The following is a 22,435-nucleotide window of genomic DNA, read 5'->3' as shown; positions in this document are numbered from 1 at the left end:
CCAAGTATGCGAATATTGATGTGTAATTGATGTGTAATTGAGGCAAGTCGTTTACTTTCAAAAGATAAGATTTAAAAAGCCGCAGTCAAAATGACCACGGCTCTTAGCGTATTTGAAATGTAGAACTTGACTAGAGTCCTGTGTAAAGAAATTTTATTCTCTGGTGGCCATGATATTACCTGCGGCGTCGGCAAGCTTCGTTGCATCCTCCTCATTCAGCATGGATACAATTTCGGCTGACATGTCGGTGCCGGGGTAGGTTAAGGTATAGACATCGTCTTCATACGTCCACCGAAAATCCGTTTTAAAGGTGATACTGCCATTGTTTTTTTGATGGTACCGGCCCAAATAGGCGTCGTTAAAGATCCATTCTTGGCGAAGGGTCTGTTTTTTAGCCGTCTCTGTGGCTTCCGTTACTTCGACAACGGACCAAATTCCGATTACGGGATTGTTGTTTTCGGGAATTCGGGAACAGTTACTGGCCAAAATTATTCCGAGAATGGCCAGAAAGGAAAATAGCTTTTTCACTGTGTAGGTTTTTTGGTGATTCGGGCGTTCATATGAAAAGAACGCCGGACAGCCGTTCGCTATTGCTAAAATTCGATGTACGGTTCGTAAATTTGTCCATTCTTCGTTGAACGGCTAATTCTTTTAACAAGTGATGTAATTCATCGGATATTTCCTAAAATTCTAAAACGCTTTTATAGGTATTTCATCGGATTTTTTAATTGGGATTGTTTATTTTTGAGGCTATCGTAAAAAAATCACACACATGAAAGTAACCGTAGTAGGGGCAGGAGCCGTAGGCGCAAGTTGCGCGGAGTACATTGCCATCAAGAATTTTGCGGCCGAGGTCGTTTTGTTGGATATCAAGGAAGGCTACGCCGAGGGCAAGGCGATGGACCTGATGCAGACCGCATCCTTGAACGGGTTCGATACCAAGATAACGGGCGTTACCGACGACTATTCCAAAACGGCCGGTAGTATGATTGCCGTTATCACCTCTGGCATCCCCAGAAAACCGGGCATGACCCGAGAAGAATTGATCGGTATCAATGCGGGCATCGTAAAGACGGTCTCCTCGAATCTCGTAAAGCATTCCCCGGACGTCACGATAATCGTAGTAAGCAATCCCATGGATACGATGACGTATTTGGTCCATAAGACGACCGGGCTTCCGAAAAACAAGATTATCGGAATGGGCGGCGCTCTTGATAGTGCCCGTTTCAAATACCGGTTGGCGGAAGCCATGGAAGCCCCGATTTCCGATATAGATGGCATGGTCATTGGCGGCCATAGCGACACGGGTATGGTGCCGCTAACCTCGCATGCGACACGTAATAGTATTAAGGTATCGGAATTTTTATCGGAAGACCGTTTGCAGCAAGTGGCCGAAGATACCAAAGTAGGCGGGGCAACCCTGACCAAGCTATTGGGCACCAGTGCCTGGTATGCGCCCGGTGCCGCGGTATCCGCTTTGGTACAGGCCATTGCCTGCGACCAAAAGAAAATGTTTCCCTGTTCCACCCTGGTGGAAGGTGAATACGATCTCGACGACATCTGTATCGGCGTACCCGTAATCTTGGGTCGCGGCGGTATCGAAAAAATAGTCAATATCCCGCTTAGCGATACCGAAAAGTCCAAAATGCAGGAAAGTGCCGAAGGTGTTAAAAAAACCAACGGACTGCTGGAGTTTTGACAAGATACCATCCTTTAAAGTTAATGCCCTTTAAAGCCAACATCTTTCTAAAATAACATCCGCAATAGAAGCAATTCTCTGCGGATGTTTTCATTTTTAACCGTTGTTATTCCCGTTTAGTCTACGTAATTTCCATGTGCCGGACACAAACCGAGGTTTTAATAGGGGGGGGTCACCGCTCTTGTCGAAACGCAGCGGCCTATCATTTTTCCATTGCAATAACTCCCAAATATATTGCCCAATCCGTTAGGAAAATCCATATATTTGCACGCTGTAAGAAAAAGCACCCACAAATTTACACAACCAATGCAAAATAAAGGACTTATCAAGCTTTTCGCCCTCTTGTTCGGGCTGGTGAGCATCTACCAATTATCCTACACGTTTATCGGCAACAAGTTTGAAAGCGATGCCGAAACCTACGCCATTAACAGCGTTCCCGAAAGTGAGGAAGATTATGTATCCAAGCGCCAAGAACTGGAGACCCAGTATTTGGACTCCATCGGCGATCAGACCGTTTTCGGGTTCACGAACTACAACGAGGCCAAGAAAAAGGAGCTCAACAAAGGCCTTGACCTTAAAGGGGGTATCAACGTTACCCTGCAGATTTCGGTAAAGGATATTTTAAAGGGATTGGCCAACGGCTCTAAAAATCCGGTTTTCAACAAGGCTTTGGCCGATGCCGATGCCGCTTCCAAAAATAGTGATGATACGTACGTAGAACTGTTCTTCGAGGCGTGGGACAAAATCAAGGGCGATAGCAAATTGGCGTCTCCCGATATTTTTGCCAACAAAAGCCTGAGCGACGAGATCAATTTTCAGATGGGCGATGAAGAGGTGAAGCCTATCATCCGAAGAAAGATCGATGAATCCGTAGTATCCGCTTTTGAGGTATTGCGCGAGCGTATCGACGGCTTTGGGGTGACCCAGCCCAATATACAGCGCGAAGGGAATTCAGGCCGAATTTTGGTAGAACTGCCCGGTGCCCGGGATATCGCCCGTGCACAGGACCTACTTTCAAGTACGGCGGAACTGGAGTTCTGGGAAACGTATCAGCCCGACAACCAAGAGCTGCAGGCCTTCTTTTTTCAGGCCAACGAAAAGTTGAAATCAATGGTCGATACGACCGCCACGGAACAAAAGCCTGTCAAGCAGGAATCCGAACTTGATTCCCTTTTGTCGGATGTATCGCAGGATTCCCTGGATATCGCTACGGGACAGAACCCGCTTTTCGACAAATTTCAGCTCGGCCAGACCGGAAGCTATGCCGTGGGTCTTTCGGCAGTGCAAGATACAGCAGCGGTGGGTGCATTGCTAAGGAAAAAGGAGATCCGTAGATTACTTCCGGCAAACCTACAATTCGTAAAATTTCTATGGGAAAGGCCTTCCGAGGGTTCCGAGGTTGCCGCGCTGTTTGCCTTGAAATCGAATAGGGAAGGTACCCCCCGTATGGGCGGGGACGTGGTGAGCGATGCCAGGGACGAATTCCTAAATGGAAGCCCTATCGTTACCATGGCCATGAATACCCGCGGCGCTAAAGAGTGGGAAAAGCTCACCGGCGATTCTTTCAATAATCAAACCGGTATTGCCATTGTGTTGGACAATAAAGTCTATACCGCACCGGGCGCAAGGGGCGCCATTTCCGGCGGTAGAACGGAAATAACAGGTACTTTCACGGTCAACGAGACCAAAGATATCGCCAACGTATTGCGTGCCGGTAAATTACCCGCTTCGGCAGATATTATACAGTCGGAAGTTGTAGGCCCGTCGCTGGGGCAGGAAGCCATCGATAGCGGATTTATGTCATTTGCCATTGCCATGATTTTCGTATTGCTTTGGATGATCTTTTATTACGGTAAGGCCGGTATCTTTGCCGATATTGCCCTACTATTCAACATCCTTTTGATATTCGGGGTATTGACCAGCTTGGGTGCAGTGCTCACCCTGCCCGGTATTGCCGGTATCGTATTGACCATTGGTATGTCTGTGGATGCCAACGTACTTATCTTTGAACGGATCAAAGAGGAGCTGGCCAAGGGCAAAGGAAAATCCCAAGCGGTCGCCGACGGTTTCAGCAATGCGCTTTCATCCATTTTGGATGCCAACATCACGACGGGACTGACCGCGATAATTCTTTTCGTATTCGGGTCGGGGCCCATCAAGGGTTTTGCGACCACCTTACTTGTAGGTATCGTTACTTCATTGTTTACCGCCATTTTTATCACACGTTTGCTGGTGGATTGGTATATCGGTGGAAAATCAAGACGATTGGATTTTTCTACGGCCATTACCAAAAACCTGTTCAAGAACGTGAATATCAACTTCTTGGGTAAAAGAAAGATTGCCTATGTATTCTCGCTGATCATGTTGGCCATTGCAGTATTCTCGTTGGTGACCAATGGGTTGCAGGAAGGTGTGGACTTTGTAGGAGGCCGTTCTTACCAAGTGCGTTTCGAGAAAATAGTGAACCCCTCTGAAATCGCTTCCGAACTGAACGAGGTCTTCGGTAGCGGCACCAACGTAAAGACGTTTGGCGATGCGAACCAGATAAAGATCACTACTCCGTATAAGGTCGATGTGGAAGGTATTGAAGTGGATAATGAAATTCAATCCAAACTTTTTGATGCGCTACAAAAATATTTGCCCGATGGCACCAGCTTACAGGATTTCAAAGTAGGGGGCAGTGGAAAGTCGATTGGTATCCTACAAGCGGTAAAAGTGGGACCTACGATTGCTGATGACATAAAGAACAATGCGTTTTTGGCCATTATCGGTTCTTTAGCCGTGGTATTCCTTTATATATTGCTGCGTTTTAGAAAGTGGCAATTTTCCCTTGGTGCGGTAGTAGCGGTTTTTCATGATGTGGTTATCGTACTTGGTATCTTCTCTTTGTTCGGAACGGTAATGCCCTTTAACATGGAAATCGATCAAGCCTTTATTGCGGCGATACTGACCGTTATCGGATATTCGTTGAACGATACCGTGGTCGTTTTCGACCGTATTCGTGAGATTGTAGCCGAAAAGGGATGGCGTGATGGCGAAAATACCAATCTGGCCTTGAACAGTACGTTGAGCCGAACCTTGAATACCTCATTGACCACCTTGGTGGTGCTTTTGGCCATATTCGTTTTCGGTGGCGAATCACTGCGCGGCTTTATGTTCGCTATGATCGTAGGAATTATTGTAGGCACCTATTCTTCTTTGTTTATTGCTACCCCGGTGATGTATGACACCTTGAAGACCGCGACCAGGATTGGGGTCGTTAAGAAAACTAAATCTGCGGACACAATTAAGGCTTAGTTTCAGCAAAGACCTCATAAGTTTTCAAAAATATATGAGGTCTCCAAGAAATGAAATATCCTTCCCTACAATCTCCGACCTATGGATCCTGCTTCGGTCATTTCCAGTTGATAGATATGGTCGGGTTCGAGTCCCGGTTCTTTTCGGTGGGATACAAAAATGGTAGTGGTCTCACTTTCCTTGGCGAATTTGTTGACCAAGGTTACGAAGAGTGCCGCGCTTTCATCGTCGAGACCGGCGGTGGGCTCGTCCAAGATGAGTAGGGGCGGATGTTTGATCATGGCCCTGGCACACATGACCAAGCGCTTTTGCCCCATCGAGAGGTCGTGATAGAGCCTATCCTTGATTTGCCATAGGCCTATCAGTTGTAACCACGCTTTGGCGAGTCTCAATTGTACTTCGGTCGGCTGAATGTAAAGCCCAATAGAATCGTTAAGTCCGGATATGATCATGTGCTCGACCGAATGGTAGCCGGTAAACTTATCGGTCATCGAGGGCGTGAAATACCCTATCTTTTTTTTGATGTCCCAAACACTTTCGCCACTGCCTTTTTTACGGCCAAAAATATAGAGTTCCTGTCCGTAGCCTTTCGGATTTTCGCCCGTTATCATCGAGAGGATGGTCGTTTTTCCGCTTCCATTTTTTCCTCGGAGTTCCCAAAAATCCCCCTTTGCTATCGTCCAATCGATAGCCTTCAATATGGGTCTGTTTCCATAGGAAACATGGACTCCTTTGAGTTCTATCAAGATAGCCGCATCAAATTCCATGGGATGCAAAGGTGGGGGGATCTCTTCTTCAAACTTCCCTATGACCTGCGAAGAAGAGGGCACTTTGTCGCCCTCGATACCTGTCAAAATTTCTACTGCGAGCTGGGCAAATTTAGGAATGAAGGGCAGAACGTCGGATTTTCTGCTCACAAGTTGCACCATGGATATTTTTTTGGATACCCTTGCTAGCTGTATTTTGAGTTCCGTCTGGGTATCGGTGTCGAGATTGTCGAAGGGGTTGTCCAAAACGATAAATTCGCAATCCGAGGATAGGATATGCTTGAGCAGGGCTTTTTTCTGTTCGCCACTGGACATTGATTGTAAGGATTGCTCGGTATCTAAAGTCAATATTTTAGTGCCGTGGCGGTCTTCTTCGTCGATAAAACGCTTAATGGCAATTTTCGAAAACAGGGAACCCTTGGCACCTTGAAACGCTTGAAATTTTTTCGGTGGATGTCCCTGTAAAAGCAAATCGATGAGGTAGTCTTTGTTCGAGGTATTGTCAAGAAAAATGGCCCAGTGTTCTATTTTCATTAGGGATGCTTATGATACTAATTTATACTTTATCCTGAAAATATGTACTGGATTATCGCAATAGGTCGTCGTCTTATCAAAAACATCCCATTGTTCAAAGCCACTTTTTGGGAAGGTAGGTTGTCAACCTGAATGATGGAGATCAGCGACCTTGCCAGTCCGTTTTCAAAAGCAAATACCTTACATTTTTTAGCGGCCTCCGTGGCGAATCCTTTTTGCCAATAGTGAGGCAAGATGGAGTAGCCTATTTCCAATTCGCCAATACCATCGACGGTCTGCACCAACAATCCGCATAAACCGATAAGATTCCCGCTTGTTTTTAGGATCAAGGCGTTCATGCCGCCCCAATTTTTTTCGTAGCGTTCGAAAATCCTTGCAAATTGCTGTTGGCAGGCGGTTTCAGGGTCTTTGGGCAATCCTTCCCAAAATTGTGAACTTCTAGGGTCTTGATGAAAGGGTAGCCAATCATTGAAGTCTGATGGGCTCACTTTTCTGAATAGCAAACGTTCGGTTTCTTCGCCGGCTAGCAGTAGGTTCATGAGTTTAGAAAAGGTTGAATATTGATACCGGCAACCGATACCCGTTAACCATCGACTTTCTTCCCCGATTTGAACATAAGGTAAAGTCCGATCAAGATAAACGGAATGCTCAACCATTGCCCGGTTGACAAAAGGCCTAGTGATTCTTCGAAACCGCCTTGGCTTTTCTTGACGAATTCTACGAAGAAGCGGATAGTCCACAGCAAAACTAAAAACAGGCCGAAGAGAAATCCCCGATTATTCTTTTTGTCGGTCTTCCAATAGAGAAAATACAGGATAATGAATACAAAAATATAGGCGATGCCTTCATATAACTGCGTCGGATGCCGATAGGGAATCTCCTCCAAATATTGCGAAAACTGCGGATTATTTTCTATTGCATCATAAGCGGCGTTTACCGTTTTTTCTTTAGTAATGGCCAAAGCTTTTGCGGGATGCATATCATCGGAATCCCGAATAAACTTTACGGCAAAAGCAGAAGAAGTATCGGTTACCTTTCCGTTGATTTCAGAGTTGAAGAAATTCCCTAACCGGACGCAGAATGCACCGATAGCACAGGGAATCGTCATACGGTCAAACAACCAGAGCATCGTAAAGCCCTCATGCTTTCTAGTATACAGATATACGCTGATCATGATGCCGATAATCGCCCCATGGCTTGCCAGGCCGGTAAAGCCAGTGAACTCATAGCCGTTGATAAACCCGAACAGCGCTCCATCGGCACTTTCGCGAATGGGCAGCAAAATTTCCAGTAAATGGTTTTGATAATACGGCCAATCGTAAAAAAAGACATGGCCCAAGCGTGCGCCGAGCATAGTGCCAAGCACCGTATAGATAAAAAGGGAATCTAGCTGTTCAACGGTCTTCTTTTCGTTCAGGAAAATCCTTTTCATAATAAACCAGCCCAGCGCAAAGGCTACGATCCATAAGAGGTTATAATATTTGATCTGTATCGGGCCGAGCGTAAAAAGCGTTTCGTTCGGATTCCAAATAATTCCCAAGAAATACATGTGGTTCTGTTTTTGAAGCGGCTAAGATACAAAAATGGGTTTGGGGTTCGTGATTTTTCTGATTGTTGTTTTTGATAGGGGTAGTGGAGGTTGGGTATTGGATTTGAGTTTGAACTTGCGCTTGAACCTGAACTTTTTCAGGGCACCGGATCATAACCATCGCCGCCCCACGGGTTACAACTGAGTATCCTTTTCAAAGAGAGCCACCCGCCTTTAAAAAGACCATGTTTATTTAGGGCTTCCAAGGTGTATTTTGAGCAAGTAGGGGAGTAGCGGCAGGTAGCGGGCGTGTAGGGGGAAATGGCGACCTGATAGAACCGGATCAGCAGAACGAAAGGGGCTATCAGGATTTTTTTCATTGTTGCGGGTTCGTTGGGGTCAGTTCACACTAAAAGTCGTCCCCTCCTTACCATCTTTCAGCTGAATGCCCAGTTCCGCCAATTGATCGCGGATTTTATCGGAGGTGGCGAAATCTTTGTTCTCACGGGCTTCTTTCCGGAATCGGATCAGCATTTCGACCACGCCGGAAAGTTTTTCGGTATCGGCGGCATTTCCCGCTTTTTGCTCAAGGCCGAGTACCTCGAAAACAAAGTTGTTTATGGTCAGTTGCAGGGCCTCCTTGTCCTTTGAGGTTATGCTTTCCTTGCCTTCCTTGATCAGGTTGATATGGCGTACGGCCTCAAAAAGATGGGCGATGAGAATCGGCGTGTTGAAATCGTCGTTCATGGCATCGTAGCAGTGTTGCTCCCATGCTTTAACATCGAAATCACTTTGGTTGCCGGTTTTCAGGCCATCAAGTGCAGCGAAAGCTTCCATTAATTTGGCAAAGCCTTTTTCGGAGGCTAGAAGTGCGTCTTCGCTAAGATCAAGAATACTCGCATAATGGGCCTGCAGCATAAAAAAGCGGACTACCGATGGCGAAAACGGCTTGCTGAGCAAGTCATTTTCCCCGGTAAAAATCTCTCCGGGCAAAATATTATTACCGGTGGACTTGGCCATTTTCTTTCCGTTCATCGTCAGCATATTGGCATGCATCCAATAGCGGACCGGTGAGTGGCCGTAACTGGCTTCCGCCTGGGCGATCTCACATTCGTGATGCGGGAATTTTAGGTCCATTCCCCCGCCATGTATGTCGAAGGTCTGCCCGAGATATTTAGTGCTCATCACGGTACACTCCAAATGCCATCCGGGGAAACCATCGCCCCAAGGCGAGGGCCAGCGCATGATATGCTGGGGTTCCGCTTTTTTCCAAAGGGCGAAGTCCTGTGGACTTTTCTTATCGTCCTGGGCGGTGAGCTCGCGGGTATTGGCGATCATATCTTCCAGTTTCCTACCGCTTAGTTTTCCGTATTCATGGGTCTTGTTAAACTTGGCCACATCGAAATATACCGAGCCGTTAGCCTCGTAGGCATATCCCTTTTCAAAGATTTCTTTGATAATCTCGATCTGTTCAATGATATGTCCCGTTGCGGTCGGTTCGATACTAGGGGGCAAGAGATTGAATTTTTCCAGCGTATTATGAAAATCGAGGGTATAGCGCTGTACCACTTCCATCGGCTCCAGTTGTTCCAAGCGTGCTTTCTTGGCAATTTTATCCTCCCCATCCTCAGCGTCGTCTACCATGTGTCCGGCGTCAGTAATATTGCGTACGTAGCGTACTTTGTATCCCAAATGCTTGAAATACCGAAAAATCATGTCGAAGGACATAAAAGTGCGGCAGTTGCCGAGATGCACATTGCTATAGACCGTAGGGCCACAAACGTACATCCCGATATGGCCTTCGTTCAAGGCTTCGAAAACTTCTTTTTTGCCGGAAAGGGAATTATGGATTCTTATGGATGGGTTTTGGTAAGATTGCATATGGGGCAAAGAGGTTTAGAAATTGGTATCCAAATTAATATAATCCAAAAACTCCCGGCGTACATCCTCATTTTTGAATTTCCCGCCGTATTCCGCGGTTACGGTACTGCTTTCAATATCGCGAATACCCCTTGAATTGACGCAAAGGTGCTTGGCATCGATGACACAGGCCACATCATCGGTACCCAAAACTTTTTGAAGCTCGCGCACGATCTGAATGTTCAAGCGTTCCTGTACCTGTGGGCGTTTTGCGAAATAATCGACGATACGGTTCATTTTGGATAGTCCCACAACGGTACCGTTCGAAATGTAGGCGATATGCGCCTTGCCAACTATCGGCAACAAGTGGTGCTCGCAGGTGGAGTAGAGGGTGATATTCTTTTCCACCAACATCTCACCATATTTATATTTGTTGGCAAATGTGGAGGATTTTGGTTTTCTATCGGGATGCAATCCCCCGAAAATTTCTTTGACAAACATTTTGGCGACTCGGTCCGGTGTACCTTTTAAGCTGTCATCGTTAAGATCAAGGCCCAAGGTCAACATGATTTCCCGGATATTACCGCGAATACGTTCTATTTTTACGGAATCATCTAATTCAAAGGCATCCTCGCGTAAGGGGGTTTCTTCCGATGCCGAGGCATGGTCGTCGCCCATTGCTTCATATTGCTTTTCCAAAGCGTTGTCTATTTTCATACGCATCCTAAACTAAAGCCTTTTTAAAATTAGAATCTTACCAGCTGTAAAACGGATGCAAAGATATACATAATATGGCACTTTATGCCCCCTAAGCGCCGTTACACAACATAAATTGGTGTTAAGCGAAAAGGGGGATTATTTTTACGCTGCCCAAAGCGTATCTGCGTATGAACCGTTTTTTAGGAATTTTCTTTCCCCTATTTTTTCTCGGGATGGTGGCCCAGGCCCAAGTCGCCTCCGATTGTGGCTATGCCATTCCCATTTGTAATGACACCCCGACAAACGGAGGAACGAACGGATTCGGTATGGACGATTTCAACGGCGCGCTCGAAAGTGGATGCTTGGAAGAGACCCTCGACGGCACTATCGAATCGAATTCCGCATGGTACCGTTTTCGAACGGGCGCTTCGGGAGAATTGGGATTTAACATCGGGGTCGATACCAACGAAGATTGGGATTTTGCCCTTTACAAAACGGACGATTGCGACAGTTTGGGGGACCCGGTACGCTGTAATTTTTTCGATGATAATGAAGCCAATGCCTTTATCGGGGTTGGCGAAGATCCCACAGGTAATATACGCAATGTGGAGTACGAAGACTGGTTGCAGGTCGCGCCCGGAGAGGAATATTACCTGTTCATCAATAATTTCAGTAATGTCAACTCCGGATTTTCAATTCAGTATTCAGGAAACATTTTTGTGACCAATCCCTATGATGCGCTGGACTGTTCGATTGTCGACAACCTTCTGGGTCCGCCGCGATCGGCCTGTGAAAACGATGTAGTGATTTTAAATGCGGCCATTTCTGACGCTTTGCAATATACCTGGTTCAAGGATGTGGGGAACGGATTCCAATTAATTATGGGTGCGCTTGAATCGACACTTCAAGCCGATGTCTCCGCAAATTACAGGGTCGAGGTCATCCGGCCCTCAAGCACTATTGTCAGCGATCAACAGGTGGCCTTTTCGGAAATGCCCATCGCTTACGCGGTAGATGATGAAGCCTCATGTACCCATCTGGATGTTGTGGATTTTTCCCAAAAAGATGCTGTAATTCTTGGAAGCCAAGATTCGACCCGGTTTATGGTCAGCTATTATGCATCCTTGGCCGACGCGACCAACGGGGTGAACGTATTGCCCAAGCAGTATCCTTCCCAAGCCGGTTCACAAACGATCTATGTGCGGGTCGGTTCCATTGATAATCCGGGATGTTTTGACGTGTCCCAAAATTTTCAATTGATCAATTTGGAAACGCCGGTACTTGATTTCCCCGAGGAAGCCTATCTCTGTGAAGCCAATATGGGCATATTCCTGGGTTCGGAAAATCCGAATGCCAGCTACACCTATCGATGGGATTCCGGGGAAACATCACCTATTATTGAGGTAACCGAAGCGGGCAGCCACACGGTAACGGTAACCAACACGCAAGGCGGACTTAGTTGTAGCGATTCGCGAACAATTACCGTGAGCGTATCGCTACCCCCAAAGATTAACGACATCGAAATCGAAGATTTGAGCAACAACAACACGATAACGGTGATGGCCGATGGACCAGACGCCCTTGAGTACCGATTGGACGATGGGGAGTATCAAAACGGCAATAAATTTTACGACGTTCTACCCGGCAGGCACTCTGTGACAGTTAACGACCCACGGGGCTGTGGTGCCGCAACCGAGGAAATCGTAGTTATAGGCTTTCCTAAATTTTTTACGCCCAACAATGACGGTTCGAACGATATATGGACCATTTCAGGCTTAGATCTTTTAGAGGACCCATCGATATCGATTTTCGATCGGTATGGAAAATTAATGGCCATGCTTGACGGAAACACTTTTGATTGGGCCGGCACGTTCGGGGGAAGACTCCTTCCCGAATCCGATTATTGGTTTAGACTTACCTATACCGATGATAGCGGCCAGACCGTGACGGCCAAGTATATCAATAACCACTTTTCGTTGAAGCGGTAATCGTCCCACTGCCTATCGCAACGGCCAACGCCCTTCCTCCCTTTCATCGATAAACTGTCAATTTCTCCCGTTGAAACATACTAAACAGGGTCTTAAATAGTTATAGATAAAAGCATTTTTAGCCCGACTCTTATGCGACCTGCCCCTTATGCCTTGTTTGCCCTATTCCTGATGTTTTGTATAGGGATACGGGCACAAAACTCCCCCGATTGCCGAACCGCTATTCCTGTTTGTGCCGATGCGCCTATCATGGGCTACGCCGATGGTAGCGGTGATATCGACGATCTTGATCCGGAAGTTATACGTTTATACGATTGTCTTGAGAAAGGTAGTGTCAGTTCCGCAAACATAGAAAATAATGCATCATGGTTCGTTTTTCGTGCCGGAACGGGCGGGCAGGTCGGTTTTGACATCGAAGCCTTGCCTGTCGGTGGTTCGGGAACCCCGACCGCGGAATGGGATTTTATCGTCTTTGGTCCGGATCCCGATTGTACCGCTATCAGTGACGGTACGGCACCTGTGGCCGCCTGTAACTACGAGGTCAACAACACCAACTTTACCGGTATTGGGGTGAATCCCGTTAGCGGACAGGAAGGCGGCGTTTTTGTGGATGATGTTACGGAAGGGAACAACAATACATATGCCCCTTGGTTGGAGGTGTTGCCGGGGGAGATGTATTACATCCTTATAAATAATTACAATACCAATTTCGATGACGAGGCCGAACAATTTATGCTCTCGTTTACCGGGAGTTCGGTGGATGCCGATCAGAACACTGCTTTGGATTGTACTTTGAGGGACGAGTTTTTAGGATTGGATATTGTTGCTTGTGAAGGTGATCCCGATATTCCTCTGAGTGCCCTTAATTCTCCCGCAGGCCCCGATATTCTGAATGTTGCCTGGTCCGTCGACCATGATGACGATGGTACCATCGATGCGCCGCTGGGTTCGGGCCCTTCAGCCACTGAAATAGTGGTTACCAGTTCCAATTCCGGTCGCTATTTTGTTGACATTACTACCAGTTTTGGACAGGTAACCGATGATATCCTGATTACCTACTATGGAATTCCCGTTTTGGACAGGGTCGAGCTTTTAAATTCCAACCTCACCCTAAATCCAGATCGAAACAATATCGAGATTTTTGTGGATGGTGATGGGGATTACGAATATGCCGTCAACGGTGGTGGATTTCAGGATGACCCTGTTTTCAATGATGTGCCGCCAGGAATCAACACGGTCATTATCAATGATAAAAATAGATGTGGTACCACCGACGCGCTGGAATTTTTGGTTGTCGGTTATCCGAAATTTTTCACCCCCAACAGCGACGGCGCCAACGATACATGGAATATTAGGGGTATGGAGACTTTGGATGATCCCTCGGTATTCGTTTTCGATAGATACGGAAAGTTATTGGCCCAGTTAGGAATCAACGCCGATTGGGACGGTACCTTCAACGGATCGCCGCTACCTTCTTCCGATTATTGGTTTCGATTGGAGTACGGCGGGCAAGAAGATGGAGTGTTGGTCGCTAAATCGACACGGACGCATTTTACATTGAAGCGGTGATTCTTGCCAAACGCAATGGGCTATCAAGATACGCTGCACCTATCGCAAAAAACGATTGGCGAACAGTGTAGATAGGTAAAGCGGTAAAGTGAATGGATATTTCCCTTTAGAAGTTTAAGGTATATCCCAAACTATAGTTCATATTGATTTTATTGACAAGGGCAGGTGTATTGATTCCGGTCTCGGCCAAATAACGAAGAACATCTTGCTCTGTACGATTGATGGCAAAATCCAATCGGCTTGCACCGAAGTTAAAGCCGAGACCCCCGGAAATGCCGTTGAGGTCGCCGATGATGTTTCCATCTTCATACGGACTTTGCTCGTAGCGATACCCGGCCCGTAAGCTGAGCCTGTCAATTCGGTATTCGCCCCCGGCCCTAAAGGAAGATACCGCGCCTAGTCTCTCCGAAATAAAAGCGTTCTCAGAGGCAAAAATAGCATCGCTAGAGGGGCGCAACTCCGCGTTCGAGAAGTCTTGGTAGCCATAGTCGAAGCTTAGAAGCCCGTTTTGGCCAAATACTGCGGCAATACTTCCGGTCAATTTACCGGGTGTCTTAATTTGATAGTCAAAGATAGTAGTACCTAAAAAAGGCGAACCATCGATCTCGGAATTTCTGTTCCGGTAGTTCGAACTGATACGTTGCGCAAAATTATCGGTCAAACGATACCAGGTGGGCGATTGATAACTTGCGCCTACCCGGATAAAGTCGTTCAGTTTTCCAATGGCTCCCAAACCGAGCGAAAATCCGCTGCCTTCGGTCCGTAACAAATTTTCAAGGATAGTTCTGCGTACCTCCGAGTTGGAGTCGATATACTCCTCTTGATACCGGTTCAACCTATCAAAAAGCACATTATGAAAGTTCAATGAGGCACCGAACTGGAGATGTTCGCCATATTGTGTGGCCGCATTTACCGTAAACTTGCTGTTTTGTCCCGAAACGGTCTGACGGAAGTTCTGCGAAAGGTCGTTGTAATCGGCATTTGAAATATAAGTGGTTTCATTCGGATCATCGGGATCTGTAGGGTCGATAATACCCGCTTGAAAGCCAAGAAACGCCTGTTGCGCGGGGTATCCAAGACCATCGGTGGCGCCAATGTCCAAATAGGCATCGGTCAAGGTTTCATTGTCCCGTGTTTGAAGATTCTCTGTGGCGATGCCATCCGCAAAATTCAGGAAATAAGTATCTATTCCCTCGTTGCTAAGCCCCGTTACATTGATACGGTCGTCGAAATTTTGAACCATATCATAGTTGAAGGCAGCGGATATTTTTTTCCATTTCGAATCCGGGTCTTTGGACTTAAAAACCAAAGCGCCTCCCACCTGATTGATGTCCAGCGAATTCGAGTTGCCGTTGGTTAGGGTTCCTTGGTAGTCCGCTTCGGCCCTACTGTCGAAATAGGTGCCCGTAAACGTAAAAAGGCTATTGTTGAATACGGCACTACCGGCCGGATTGGCGCCCAACGCCGATAAATCGCCCCCTAAGGCGCCGAAAGCACCGCCCATACCTTGAAAGCGGGCGCTGCCCTGCAGGTTCTCGTTGCTGTAGCGAAGCACATCATCGATGTTCTGGGCACTTGAAATGGCGCATGCGGACAGCGCTATGAAAGTCAAAAATCTTTTCATTCTAAGCAATTTTTAAATCAATTTTGGATTTGTTTCTATGGGCTTAACAAGGAAATTATCATCGAACATCTATTCCAATTTGGAATTCGGTTCCTAACGGCCGGATGATTTTTGTTCTAGTTACCTCTTCTTCCGCCCGATGAAGAAGCACGTGAAGCACCGCTAGAGCTTCTGGACGAACTTCCTGAACTTCCGACGTTGCCCGACGAGCTTCTAGAACTACTTCCGGAGCTTCTGTAGCTACTACTAGGGCTCGAACTGCGGCTACTTGATGATCGATAGCCGGTGTTGCCACTACTTCGTGGCGAAGAACTTCGGTACGATTGGTCGCTTCGCGAACTTGAACTTCGGTAGGTGCCGCTACTGCTCTGGGTTCTGGTGCCCGAGCTGCGATACGTTGAACTTCTGGGTGTCGTTGATCGGGCGGTACTGCTTCTCGGTGAGGAGCCACTATACGATTGACTACTTCTTGAAGAACGGTTATAGTTGGGTGTGGCCCGCGTACTTCTGCTGGTACGGTACGATTGGTTTCTATCCACGCCTACGGTTCTTCTTGATGTGGCCGAGCTATTTCTATCACCGCTATAGCTTCGTGAGCTTCGCGCGGCCGAGCTTCTGTTGGTACTTGACCTAGAACTACCAGCATCATATCGTGGCGTTGATCTGTTCCGATTCACGTTCGATCTGGTATTTGAAGCATATCGTGAATTGTTTCCGGTTATGGAGTTGGTGTTGCGATTATAACCTCTTCGGGTGGAATTATAGGCATAATTCCGGTGTCCATAATTTTGTCCATAGTAGTTGTTGAAACCATTGTAATACCCGTATGGTGGGCACCAGGTTCCGTAACCGCCCCATCCGTATCCGGCATATCCTCCCCATCCGAAGCCGCCATAGCCGCCCCATCCGAAGCCTCCACCACCCCATCCCCAAGGGCTGTAGCGATATCTCCACGGATTGTAATAGCCGCCTCCCCATCCGAAGCCGTAACCGCCCCAACCGTACGCATTGATTAACCAAGGTGAACCGAAGCCGAAGCCGCCCCAGCCGTTGTCGATTACATTAATATTGACACTGGTAGTATTATCACCCCAACCGGCATAACCTGCGTAGTCGTTGTTGTTATCGTAATAATCGGTCAACTGGCCTTGCGGCACACTGTCGTTTTCCATTTCGCCATCGCTACTATACGAGTCGATATCGGTGAAGATTTCACCATCCAACGCCTCTTTTGTTTGGGCCGCCTGCCGTCCGAAATAGTTGGTATAGGCCTCGTTAGCGGGTTCTTGTTTTTTCGCTTCTTTTCGCTGTGGCCCTTCCGTAGTGACTTGATTGTCATTGGAATAAATACCGTCATTATCGTAATAGGAAGCGGATTGATATGATCCGCAGGAGGCCAATATGATACCTGATAGGGCGGAAAGGGCCGCAATACGGATTTTTGGAACGGGTAGGGAATAGATCATAGCGGTAATTTTATTGTTGAACTTAGTAAAAATAAGTAGTTTTACCCAATTATTTTAGTTAATAAGAGCAAGATTTATGCCAAACTACGAAACATGGGTAAAAGGTTAACGAAGCGTAACGAAGATTATTCCAAATGGTACAACGAACTGGTGATCGGGGCCGATCTGGCCGAGAATTCCGGAGTCAGGGGCTGTATGGTCATCAAGCCCTACGGATTTGCCATCTGGGAGAAAATGCAGGCGGAATTGGATCGGATGTTTAAGGAAACGGGACATGAAAATGCCTATTTTCCATTATTTATACCAAAATCCTATTTGAGCAAAGAGGCCAGTCACGTAGCCGGTTTCGCCAAGGAATGTGCGGTAGTCACGCATTATCGTCTGAAAAATGCGGAGGATGGTAGCGGTATTATCGTTGATCCGGACGCCAAACTCGAGGAAGAACTTATTGTAAGGCCAACTTCGGAAACCATAATTTGGGATACGTATCGAAGATGGATACAGTCGTACCGCGACCTGCCCCTGTTGATCAACCAATGGGCCAACGTCGTGCGCTGGGAAATGCGTACGCGCCTGTTTCTTCGTACTGCGGAATTTCTTTGGCAAGAGGGCCACACCGCACACGCCACTGAACCGGAAGCTATCGAAGAAGCCGAAAAAATCATGCACCTGTACGCCGATTTTGCCGAGAACCATATGGCCATGCCGGTAATCAAAGGCACAAAAACGGAAAGCGAACGTTTCGCGGGGGCCATTGAAACCTATTGTATAGAGGGACTGATGCAAGACGGAAAGGCATTGCAAGCCGGTACCTCGCATTTTCTAGGCCAGAATTTCGCGAAGGCTTTCGACGTGAAATTTGCCACAAAGGAAGGCAAGCAAGAACACGTTTGGGCAACTTCGTGGGGCGTTTCGACACGGCTAGTGGGTGCCCTGATAATGGCACATAGCGATGATAACGGGCTCGTACTGCCGCCTAAGTTGGCCCCCATTCAAGTCGTTATCGTACCTATATATAAAGGAATGGATCAGTTGGATGCCATTTCCGAAAAAATAAGTCCCTTGGTCAAAGAACTCCGATCCAAGGGAATTTCAGTAAAATTCGATAATAGGGATACCCATAAGCCGGGATTCAAGTTCAACGAGTATGAGCTAAAAGGTGTGCCTGTACGTTTGGCCGTCGGAGAACGTGATCTTGAAAATGGCACGTACGAAGTCGCCCGCAGGGATACGCTGACCAAGGAAGTCGTGCCAATGGACGAGGTAGTTGCCAAAATCGAATTTTTGATAGAGGATATTCAAACGAACATCTTTAAAAAAGCGATTGATTTTAGGGACACCCATATTACGCAGGTGGATACCTACGAGGAATTCAAAAAAATACTGGATGAAAAAGGTGGATTCATTTCCGCGCATTGGGACGGTACCCTCGAAACCGAAAATCGTATCAAGGATGAGACCAAGGCCACTATCCGATGCATTCCCATAGATGCCGAACAGGAAGTAGGCCGTTGTATGGTCACCGGAAAGCCATCGGAAAGACGGGTGCTGTTCGCCAAGGCGTACTAATGCCGAAAAATATTTAAGAGGTCTTGCGATAGTAAAAAATAATTGTATTTTTGCATCCGCAATTATAGGTACGAGCTTAGGAGTATGAAGTACGGGCTACTGTTTTTTATCTAGCACTTCGTATTTCTAACTTCGTACCTCGATTGGCCCGTTCGTCTAGGGGTTAGGACGCCAGGTTTTCATCCTGGTAACAGGGGTTCGATTCCCCTACGGGCTACTGGAAACAAGTTAAGAGTTAAGAGTTCAGAGTTTTTGATACCTCATAACTCTGCACTCATAACTAGCCGAGAGGCCCGTTCGTCTAGGGGTTAGGACGCCAGGTTTTCATCCTGGTAACAGGGGTTCGATTCCCCTACGGGCTACTATAAATGAGTTAAAGGTTATGAATTAAGGATTATGAGTTAATTGTTTTTAATTTCAAAATCCGATGATGCAGTAACTTAGTAACGCACTAACTATTAAAAAAAATGGCAAATCACAAGTCGGCGTTAAAGCGAATCAGAAGAAACGAAGCGGTACGTCTTCGTAACCGGTATCAGCATAAAACCACGCGTAACGCAATCAAAAAATTGCGCGGGGAGGAGAAGAAAGAAAATGCGGCGGCCTTGTTGCCAAGCGTTTACAGCATGATCGATCGTCTGGCAAAACGCAATATCATCCACGCCAACAAAGCGGCGAACTTAAAGAGCAAGTTGGCCAAGCACATTGCGGCCTTATAGTCGAAAGGATAATTTTCAACACATCAAAAAGCCCCATCGGATAAATTCCGTTGGGGCTTTTTCAGTTATGGTAAGGTGAACTACTTTCGTAGTTTCGCCAGATTAAACCCTCACTTGGCCATCGCCGTACACATAATATTTATTGGTGACCAGTTGTTCGAGGCCCAACGGGCCTCTATGATGCAACTTGTCGGTGCTAATAGCAAGTTCGGCGCCTACACCCATGGCACCGCCGTCGGTAAACCGGGTGGAAGCATTGTGATAAACTGCGGCGGAATCGACTTGTTCCATGAATTTTACGGCCGCATCTTTGTCCGACGTCATAATGGTTGTCGAATGTCCCCCGGAATAGGTGTTTATCTTTTCGATGGCATCCTCCAGACCATCCACGGTGCCGATGCAGCATTTCATGGCCAAGAATTCTTCCTTCCATACCGATTCATCGGTAATGATGGATCTGTTCTTTAAAACTGCACCTGTTTGTTCATCCAGCAAAATGGACACCCCGTTTTTGGTTAAAAAAGCATCCAATTCCTTTAGTTTTTCGGGATAATCTGGAATAGCACTGTCGATCAAAATTTTGTCCAACGCATTACAGGCCGATATTTTATGGGTCTTGGCGTTTAGGATGACCTCCAAGCTTTTTTTCCAATCCGCATTTTTATCCACATATAAAAAATTATTTCCCCGTCCGCTCACCAATACGGCGCATTGCGCGTGTTCTTTTACGAAAGCAATCAACCGTTCACCGCCCCGCGGTACAATGAGGTCCAGTTTCTCAGGCGGATTTTTCAAGAATTCCTGTGTTTCTGTCCGGTCCATAATCAGCAGTCGAATCCAGTCCGTATCCAATCCGTTTTCCTTTAGGGCGCGATGCCAGCAGGCTTCGAGAATCTTGTTACTGTGATAGGCTTCCTTTCCCCCTTTTAAAAGTATTTTATTGTTGGCCTTAAAAGCCAGCACAGCGGCTTCGATAGTAACATCGGGCCGGGATTCGTAGATAATCATGATGGTACCGAACGGGGCGGTCTTGTTCTTTATTTCGAGTCCGTTTTCCAAGGTCCGATCGGATTTTAATTTACCGACCGGATCTTCCTGTCCCATCACCTCTTTAACCGATGCGATCATGCCGTCGATTTTTTTGTCGGTAACGACAAGACGGTCATAAAGTGCTTGATCGCCCTTTTCGAAAAGGTCACGATCCTTTGTATTGGCTTCCACTATTTTGTTCCGATCTTCATCTAAAATCGAGATCATCGATTTCAGTACTTTATTTTTAATTTCAGTATTTAGTAATTTCATATCTCTTGCTAATTTTTAAACTTGTTACACTCCATCATCCATCATTCGTCATTCGTCATTTTCTTACGCCATTATCCGCGTACCCACCTGTTTGCCTTCTACGATATCGAGAATGATATTATCCCGTTTTCCGTTGGCAATAAAGGTAGGAATGTTTTTGGCAGCGGTCTGCTTGGCAATACTAAGTTTTGAGCCCATTCCGCCACGGCCTTCTGCCTCACCTTTTTTAATCTCTTTCACGTATTTTTCCACATTTTCATCGACTCCGACATTTTCTATTACTTCGGTATGCTCATCGTCTGGGTGACCGGTGTAGAGGCCGTCAATGTCGGTAAGGATTATGAATTTATCCGCTTGTATGAGCTCTGCGACCAAGCTCGCCAGTTCGTCGTTATCCGAGAACATCGATTTGGTAACCGAAACCGCATCGTCTTCATTGGCGATGGGTACGATTCCTTCAGACATCAGTCCCTCGTAACAATTGATCATATTTTCACGGTGTACCCCGGGATTGAAATCGCGTTTTGTGGCGAGTACCTGGGCACACTTCATTCCATAATCCCGGAAGATATTATAGTAAAGCCGCATCATACGGGGCTGACCTGTGGCCGAATATACCTGTCTACGAATGGTCTTGTCCGTAATTTGACAATCACCTATGACCTCCATGCCGGCGATTACGGAACCTGAAGAAACCAGTACGGCCATAATATCGTTCTCGTAGAGTTCGGCAATCTGTTTGACCAATTTTTTTAAAATGGGGCGAACAATGCGATTGTCCCTATTGGTCATTACGTTCGTGCCGACCTTGATAACTACTCTTTGCTTGTACATATTATATTTCTTTTCCTAATTCTACGGCTCTGTTGAATGCTGCATAGGCCGCTTCTTCAATCAATTCTTTTACATTATTATCGTCCATGGAGTCTAACGCCGCCCGAGTGGTGCCCCCTTTCGAGGCGACTTTGTCCATCCATGAATTGGGCGAGAGATCGGATTGGTTAAAGAGTTCGACCGCACCTTCGAAAGTCTGGCTTACCAGTACTTTGGAGTCGATTTTAGAGAATCCCATTTTTAGGGCCGCTTCCATCATGCTGTGCATAAAGTAAAAAACGTAGGCCGGTCCGCTTCCGGAAATTCCGGTAGAGGCATCGATATAGTTTTCGGACTGTACGCGAATGGATTTCCCGGTGGTATCCAACAGGTTTTCAACAGTAAGTAATTCAATACGGCTAATTTCATCCGAGGTCATATAAGAGGTTATGCCTTTGCCGACCTGAGCCGGTAAATTGGGCATGGCGCGAACCACTTTGTCGATGCCCAAGGCTTCCTTCATTGTCTTTATGGTGATACCTGCCATAATAGAAATAATGACTTGCCCCTGATTGAGCAGCGGTTTCATTTTGGCAAAAAGATTTGCACTATGATAGGGTTTTACGGCTATAAAAACCAGATCGGCCTGTGGTAGGCAATCCTCCATATCCTTAAAAACATCGAAATGGGAAATCTTTTCAAGGGATAGGATTTTTTCGGGGGAATTATCCAAAATCATCACGTTGCGTTTCTTGAGCAGTTTCGATCTCGACATGGCCTCTGCATAGGTCAACCCCATATTGCCCGCTCCTATAACTAATACTTTCATTTTAAGTTTTTTAGGTTTCATTATATATTTCGCGCCTAATGGTACAATAACCATACGAAAGTCCGGAAAATGGGATAAAGTTTGCTGTTTACTTCGTAGAAATGGATGATTTTGAAACCAATGCGCTCTTAGCTCCTATAAGGAAGTGGTTAAGCGGGAATACGCTTTATTT

Annotated in this window: 18 protein-coding genes and 2 tRNA genes; 8 read left to right on the top strand and 12 right to left on the bottom strand. The window is 46.5% G+C overall.

Annotation, left to right across the window (positions count from 1 at the left end):
• Window positions 1–153: 153 nt before the first annotated feature.
• Window positions 154–528: a lipocalin family protein gene (locus tag ACEW8S_RS11300; protein WP_373518258.1), complete on the bottom strand. Its 375-nt coding sequence runs from the start codon at window positions 526–528 to the stop codon at window positions 154–156.
• Between the two features lie 244 nt (window positions 529–772).
• Between ACEW8S_RS11300 and ACEW8S_RS11295 the strand changes: the two genes are divergently transcribed.
• Complete coding sequence (locus tag ACEW8S_RS11295; RefSeq protein ID WP_373518257.1) at window positions 773–1,699, top strand: malate dehydrogenase; 927 nt, start codon at window positions 773–775, stop codon at window positions 1,697–1,699.
• Window positions 1,700–2,005: 306 nt separating this feature from the next.
• The gene (gene secDF, locus ACEW8S_RS11290; RefSeq protein WP_373518256.1) at window positions 2,006–4,996 is read left to right on the top strand and encodes a protein translocase subunit SecDF; all 2,991 of its coding nucleotides are present in this window, start codon (window positions 2,006–2,008) and stop codon (window positions 4,994–4,996) included.
• A gap of 65 nt (window positions 4,997–5,061) precedes the next feature.
• Here secDF and ACEW8S_RS11285 read toward each other — a convergent pair whose 3' ends face one another.
• The 6 genes from ACEW8S_RS11285 to folE all read right to left on the bottom strand — a co-directional run bounded on the left by ACEW8S_RS11285 (window position 5,062) and on the right by folE (window position 10,402).
• The gene (locus ACEW8S_RS11285; protein ID WP_373518255.1) at window positions 5,062–6,297 is read right to left on the bottom strand and encodes an ATP-binding cassette domain-containing protein; all 1,236 of its coding nucleotides are present in this window, start codon (window positions 6,295–6,297) and stop codon (window positions 5,062–5,064) included.
• A 29-nt stretch (window positions 6,298–6,326) separates the two neighbouring features.
• Window positions 6,327–6,836 carry a GNAT family N-acetyltransferase gene (locus ACEW8S_RS11280; RefSeq protein ID WP_373518254.1) on the bottom strand — a complete coding sequence of 170 codons (510 nt, stop codon included), beginning with the start codon at window positions 6,834–6,836 and terminating at the stop codon, window positions 6,327–6,329.
• Window positions 6,837–6,880: 44 nt separating this feature from the next.
• Entirely contained in the window at window positions 6,881–7,846 is a 966-nt protein-coding gene (gene lgt / locus ACEW8S_RS11275) for a prolipoprotein diacylglyceryl transferase (RefSeq protein ID WP_373518253.1), read from the bottom strand.
• Between the two features lie 137 nt (window positions 7,847–7,983).
• Window positions 7,984–8,205, bottom strand: coding sequence for a membrane protein insertion efficiency factor YidD (gene yidD, locus ACEW8S_RS11270; RefSeq protein WP_373518252.1), 222 nt, complete (start codon window positions 8,203–8,205; stop codon window positions 7,984–7,986).
• 19 nt (window positions 8,206–8,224) lie between these two features.
• Entirely contained in the window at window positions 8,225–9,706 is a 1,482-nt protein-coding gene (gene cysS, locus ACEW8S_RS11265; protein ID WP_373518251.1) for a cysteine--tRNA ligase, read from the bottom strand.
• A 15-nt stretch (window positions 9,707–9,721) separates the two neighbouring features.
• Window positions 9,722–10,402, bottom strand: coding sequence for a GTP cyclohydrolase I FolE (gene folE, locus ACEW8S_RS11260; protein WP_373518259.1), 681 nt, complete (start codon window positions 10,400–10,402; stop codon window positions 9,722–9,724).
• Window positions 10,403–10,572: 170 nt separating this feature from the next.
• Between folE and ACEW8S_RS11255 the strand changes: the two genes are divergently transcribed.
• Window positions 10,573–12,372 carry a T9SS type B sorting domain-containing protein gene (locus ACEW8S_RS11255; protein ID WP_373518250.1) on the top strand — a complete coding sequence of 600 codons (1,800 nt, stop codon included), beginning with the start codon at window positions 10,573–10,575 and terminating at the stop codon, window positions 12,370–12,372.
• A 132-nt stretch (window positions 12,373–12,504) separates the two neighbouring features.
• A complete protein-coding gene (locus ACEW8S_RS11250; RefSeq protein WP_373518249.1) occupies window positions 12,505–13,941 on the top strand; it encodes a T9SS type B sorting domain-containing protein in 1,437 nt (478 codons plus the stop codon).
• A 106-nt stretch (window positions 13,942–14,047) separates the two neighbouring features.
• Here the strand turns inward: ACEW8S_RS11250 and ACEW8S_RS11245 are convergent, their stop codons facing one another.
• Together ACEW8S_RS11245 and ACEW8S_RS11240 are read right to left on the bottom strand one after the other, a co-directional pair.
• Window positions 14,048–15,565, bottom strand: coding sequence for an OmpP1/FadL family transporter (locus ACEW8S_RS11245; RefSeq protein ID WP_373518248.1), 1,518 nt, complete (start codon window positions 15,563–15,565; stop codon window positions 14,048–14,050).
• Between the two features lie 116 nt (window positions 15,566–15,681).
• Window positions 15,682–17,031, bottom strand: a complete 1,350-nt coding sequence (locus tag ACEW8S_RS11240) for a hypothetical protein (protein ID WP_373518247.1) — start codon at window positions 17,029–17,031, stop codon at window positions 15,682–15,684.
• Window positions 17,032–17,124: 93 nt separating this feature from the next.
• On the opposite strand from ACEW8S_RS11240, the gene proS reads away from it, so the two are divergent.
• The 4 genes from proS to rpsT all read left to right on the top strand — a co-directional run bounded on the left by proS (window position 17,125) and on the right by rpsT (window position 19,319).
• Window positions 17,125–18,600: a proline--tRNA ligase gene (gene proS, locus ACEW8S_RS11235; protein WP_373518246.1), complete on the top strand. Its 1,476-nt coding sequence runs from the start codon at window positions 17,125–17,127 to the stop codon at window positions 18,598–18,600.
• A gap of 145 nt (window positions 18,601–18,745) precedes the next feature.
• Window positions 18,746–18,817, top strand: a tRNA-Glu gene (locus ACEW8S_RS11230).
• Window positions 18,818–18,890: 73 nt separating this feature from the next.
• Window positions 18,891–18,962, top strand: a tRNA-Glu gene (locus tag ACEW8S_RS11225).
• Window positions 18,963–19,067: 105 nt separating this feature from the next.
• Window positions 19,068–19,319, top strand: a complete 252-nt coding sequence (gene rpsT / locus ACEW8S_RS11220; protein ID WP_373518245.1) for a 30S ribosomal protein S20 — start codon at window positions 19,068–19,070, stop codon at window positions 19,317–19,319.
• 102 nt (window positions 19,320–19,421) lie between these two features.
• On the opposite strand, the gene ACEW8S_RS11215 is transcribed toward rpsT, so the two are convergent.
• The 3 genes from ACEW8S_RS11215 to proC form a co-directional block, all read right to left on the bottom strand.
• Window positions 19,422–20,621 (bottom strand): glutamate-5-semialdehyde dehydrogenase, encoded by a 1,200-nt coding sequence (locus ACEW8S_RS11215; RefSeq protein WP_373518244.1) that lies wholly within the window; start codon window positions 20,619–20,621, stop codon window positions 19,422–19,424.
• Window positions 20,622–20,684: 63 nt separating this feature from the next.
• Window positions 20,685–21,455 carry a glutamate 5-kinase gene (proB, locus tag ACEW8S_RS11210; protein WP_373518243.1) on the bottom strand — a complete coding sequence of 257 codons (771 nt, stop codon included), beginning with the start codon at window positions 21,453–21,455 and terminating at the stop codon, window positions 20,685–20,687.
• A 1-nt stretch (window position 21,456) separates the two neighbouring features.
• Entirely contained in the window at window positions 21,457–22,263 is an 807-nt protein-coding gene (proC, locus tag ACEW8S_RS11205) for a pyrroline-5-carboxylate reductase (protein WP_373518242.1), read from the bottom strand.
• Between the last annotated feature and the right edge of the window lie 172 nt (window positions 22,264–22,435).

The sequence above is a fragment of the Pricia sp. genome (assembly GCF_041745955.1).
GTDB lineage: Bacteria > Bacteroidota > Bacteroidia > Flavobacteriales > Flavobacteriaceae > Pricia.
The sequence above is the reverse complement of the archived record's forward strand: the minus strand, read 5'-3'. Positions and strand labels throughout refer to the sequence as shown.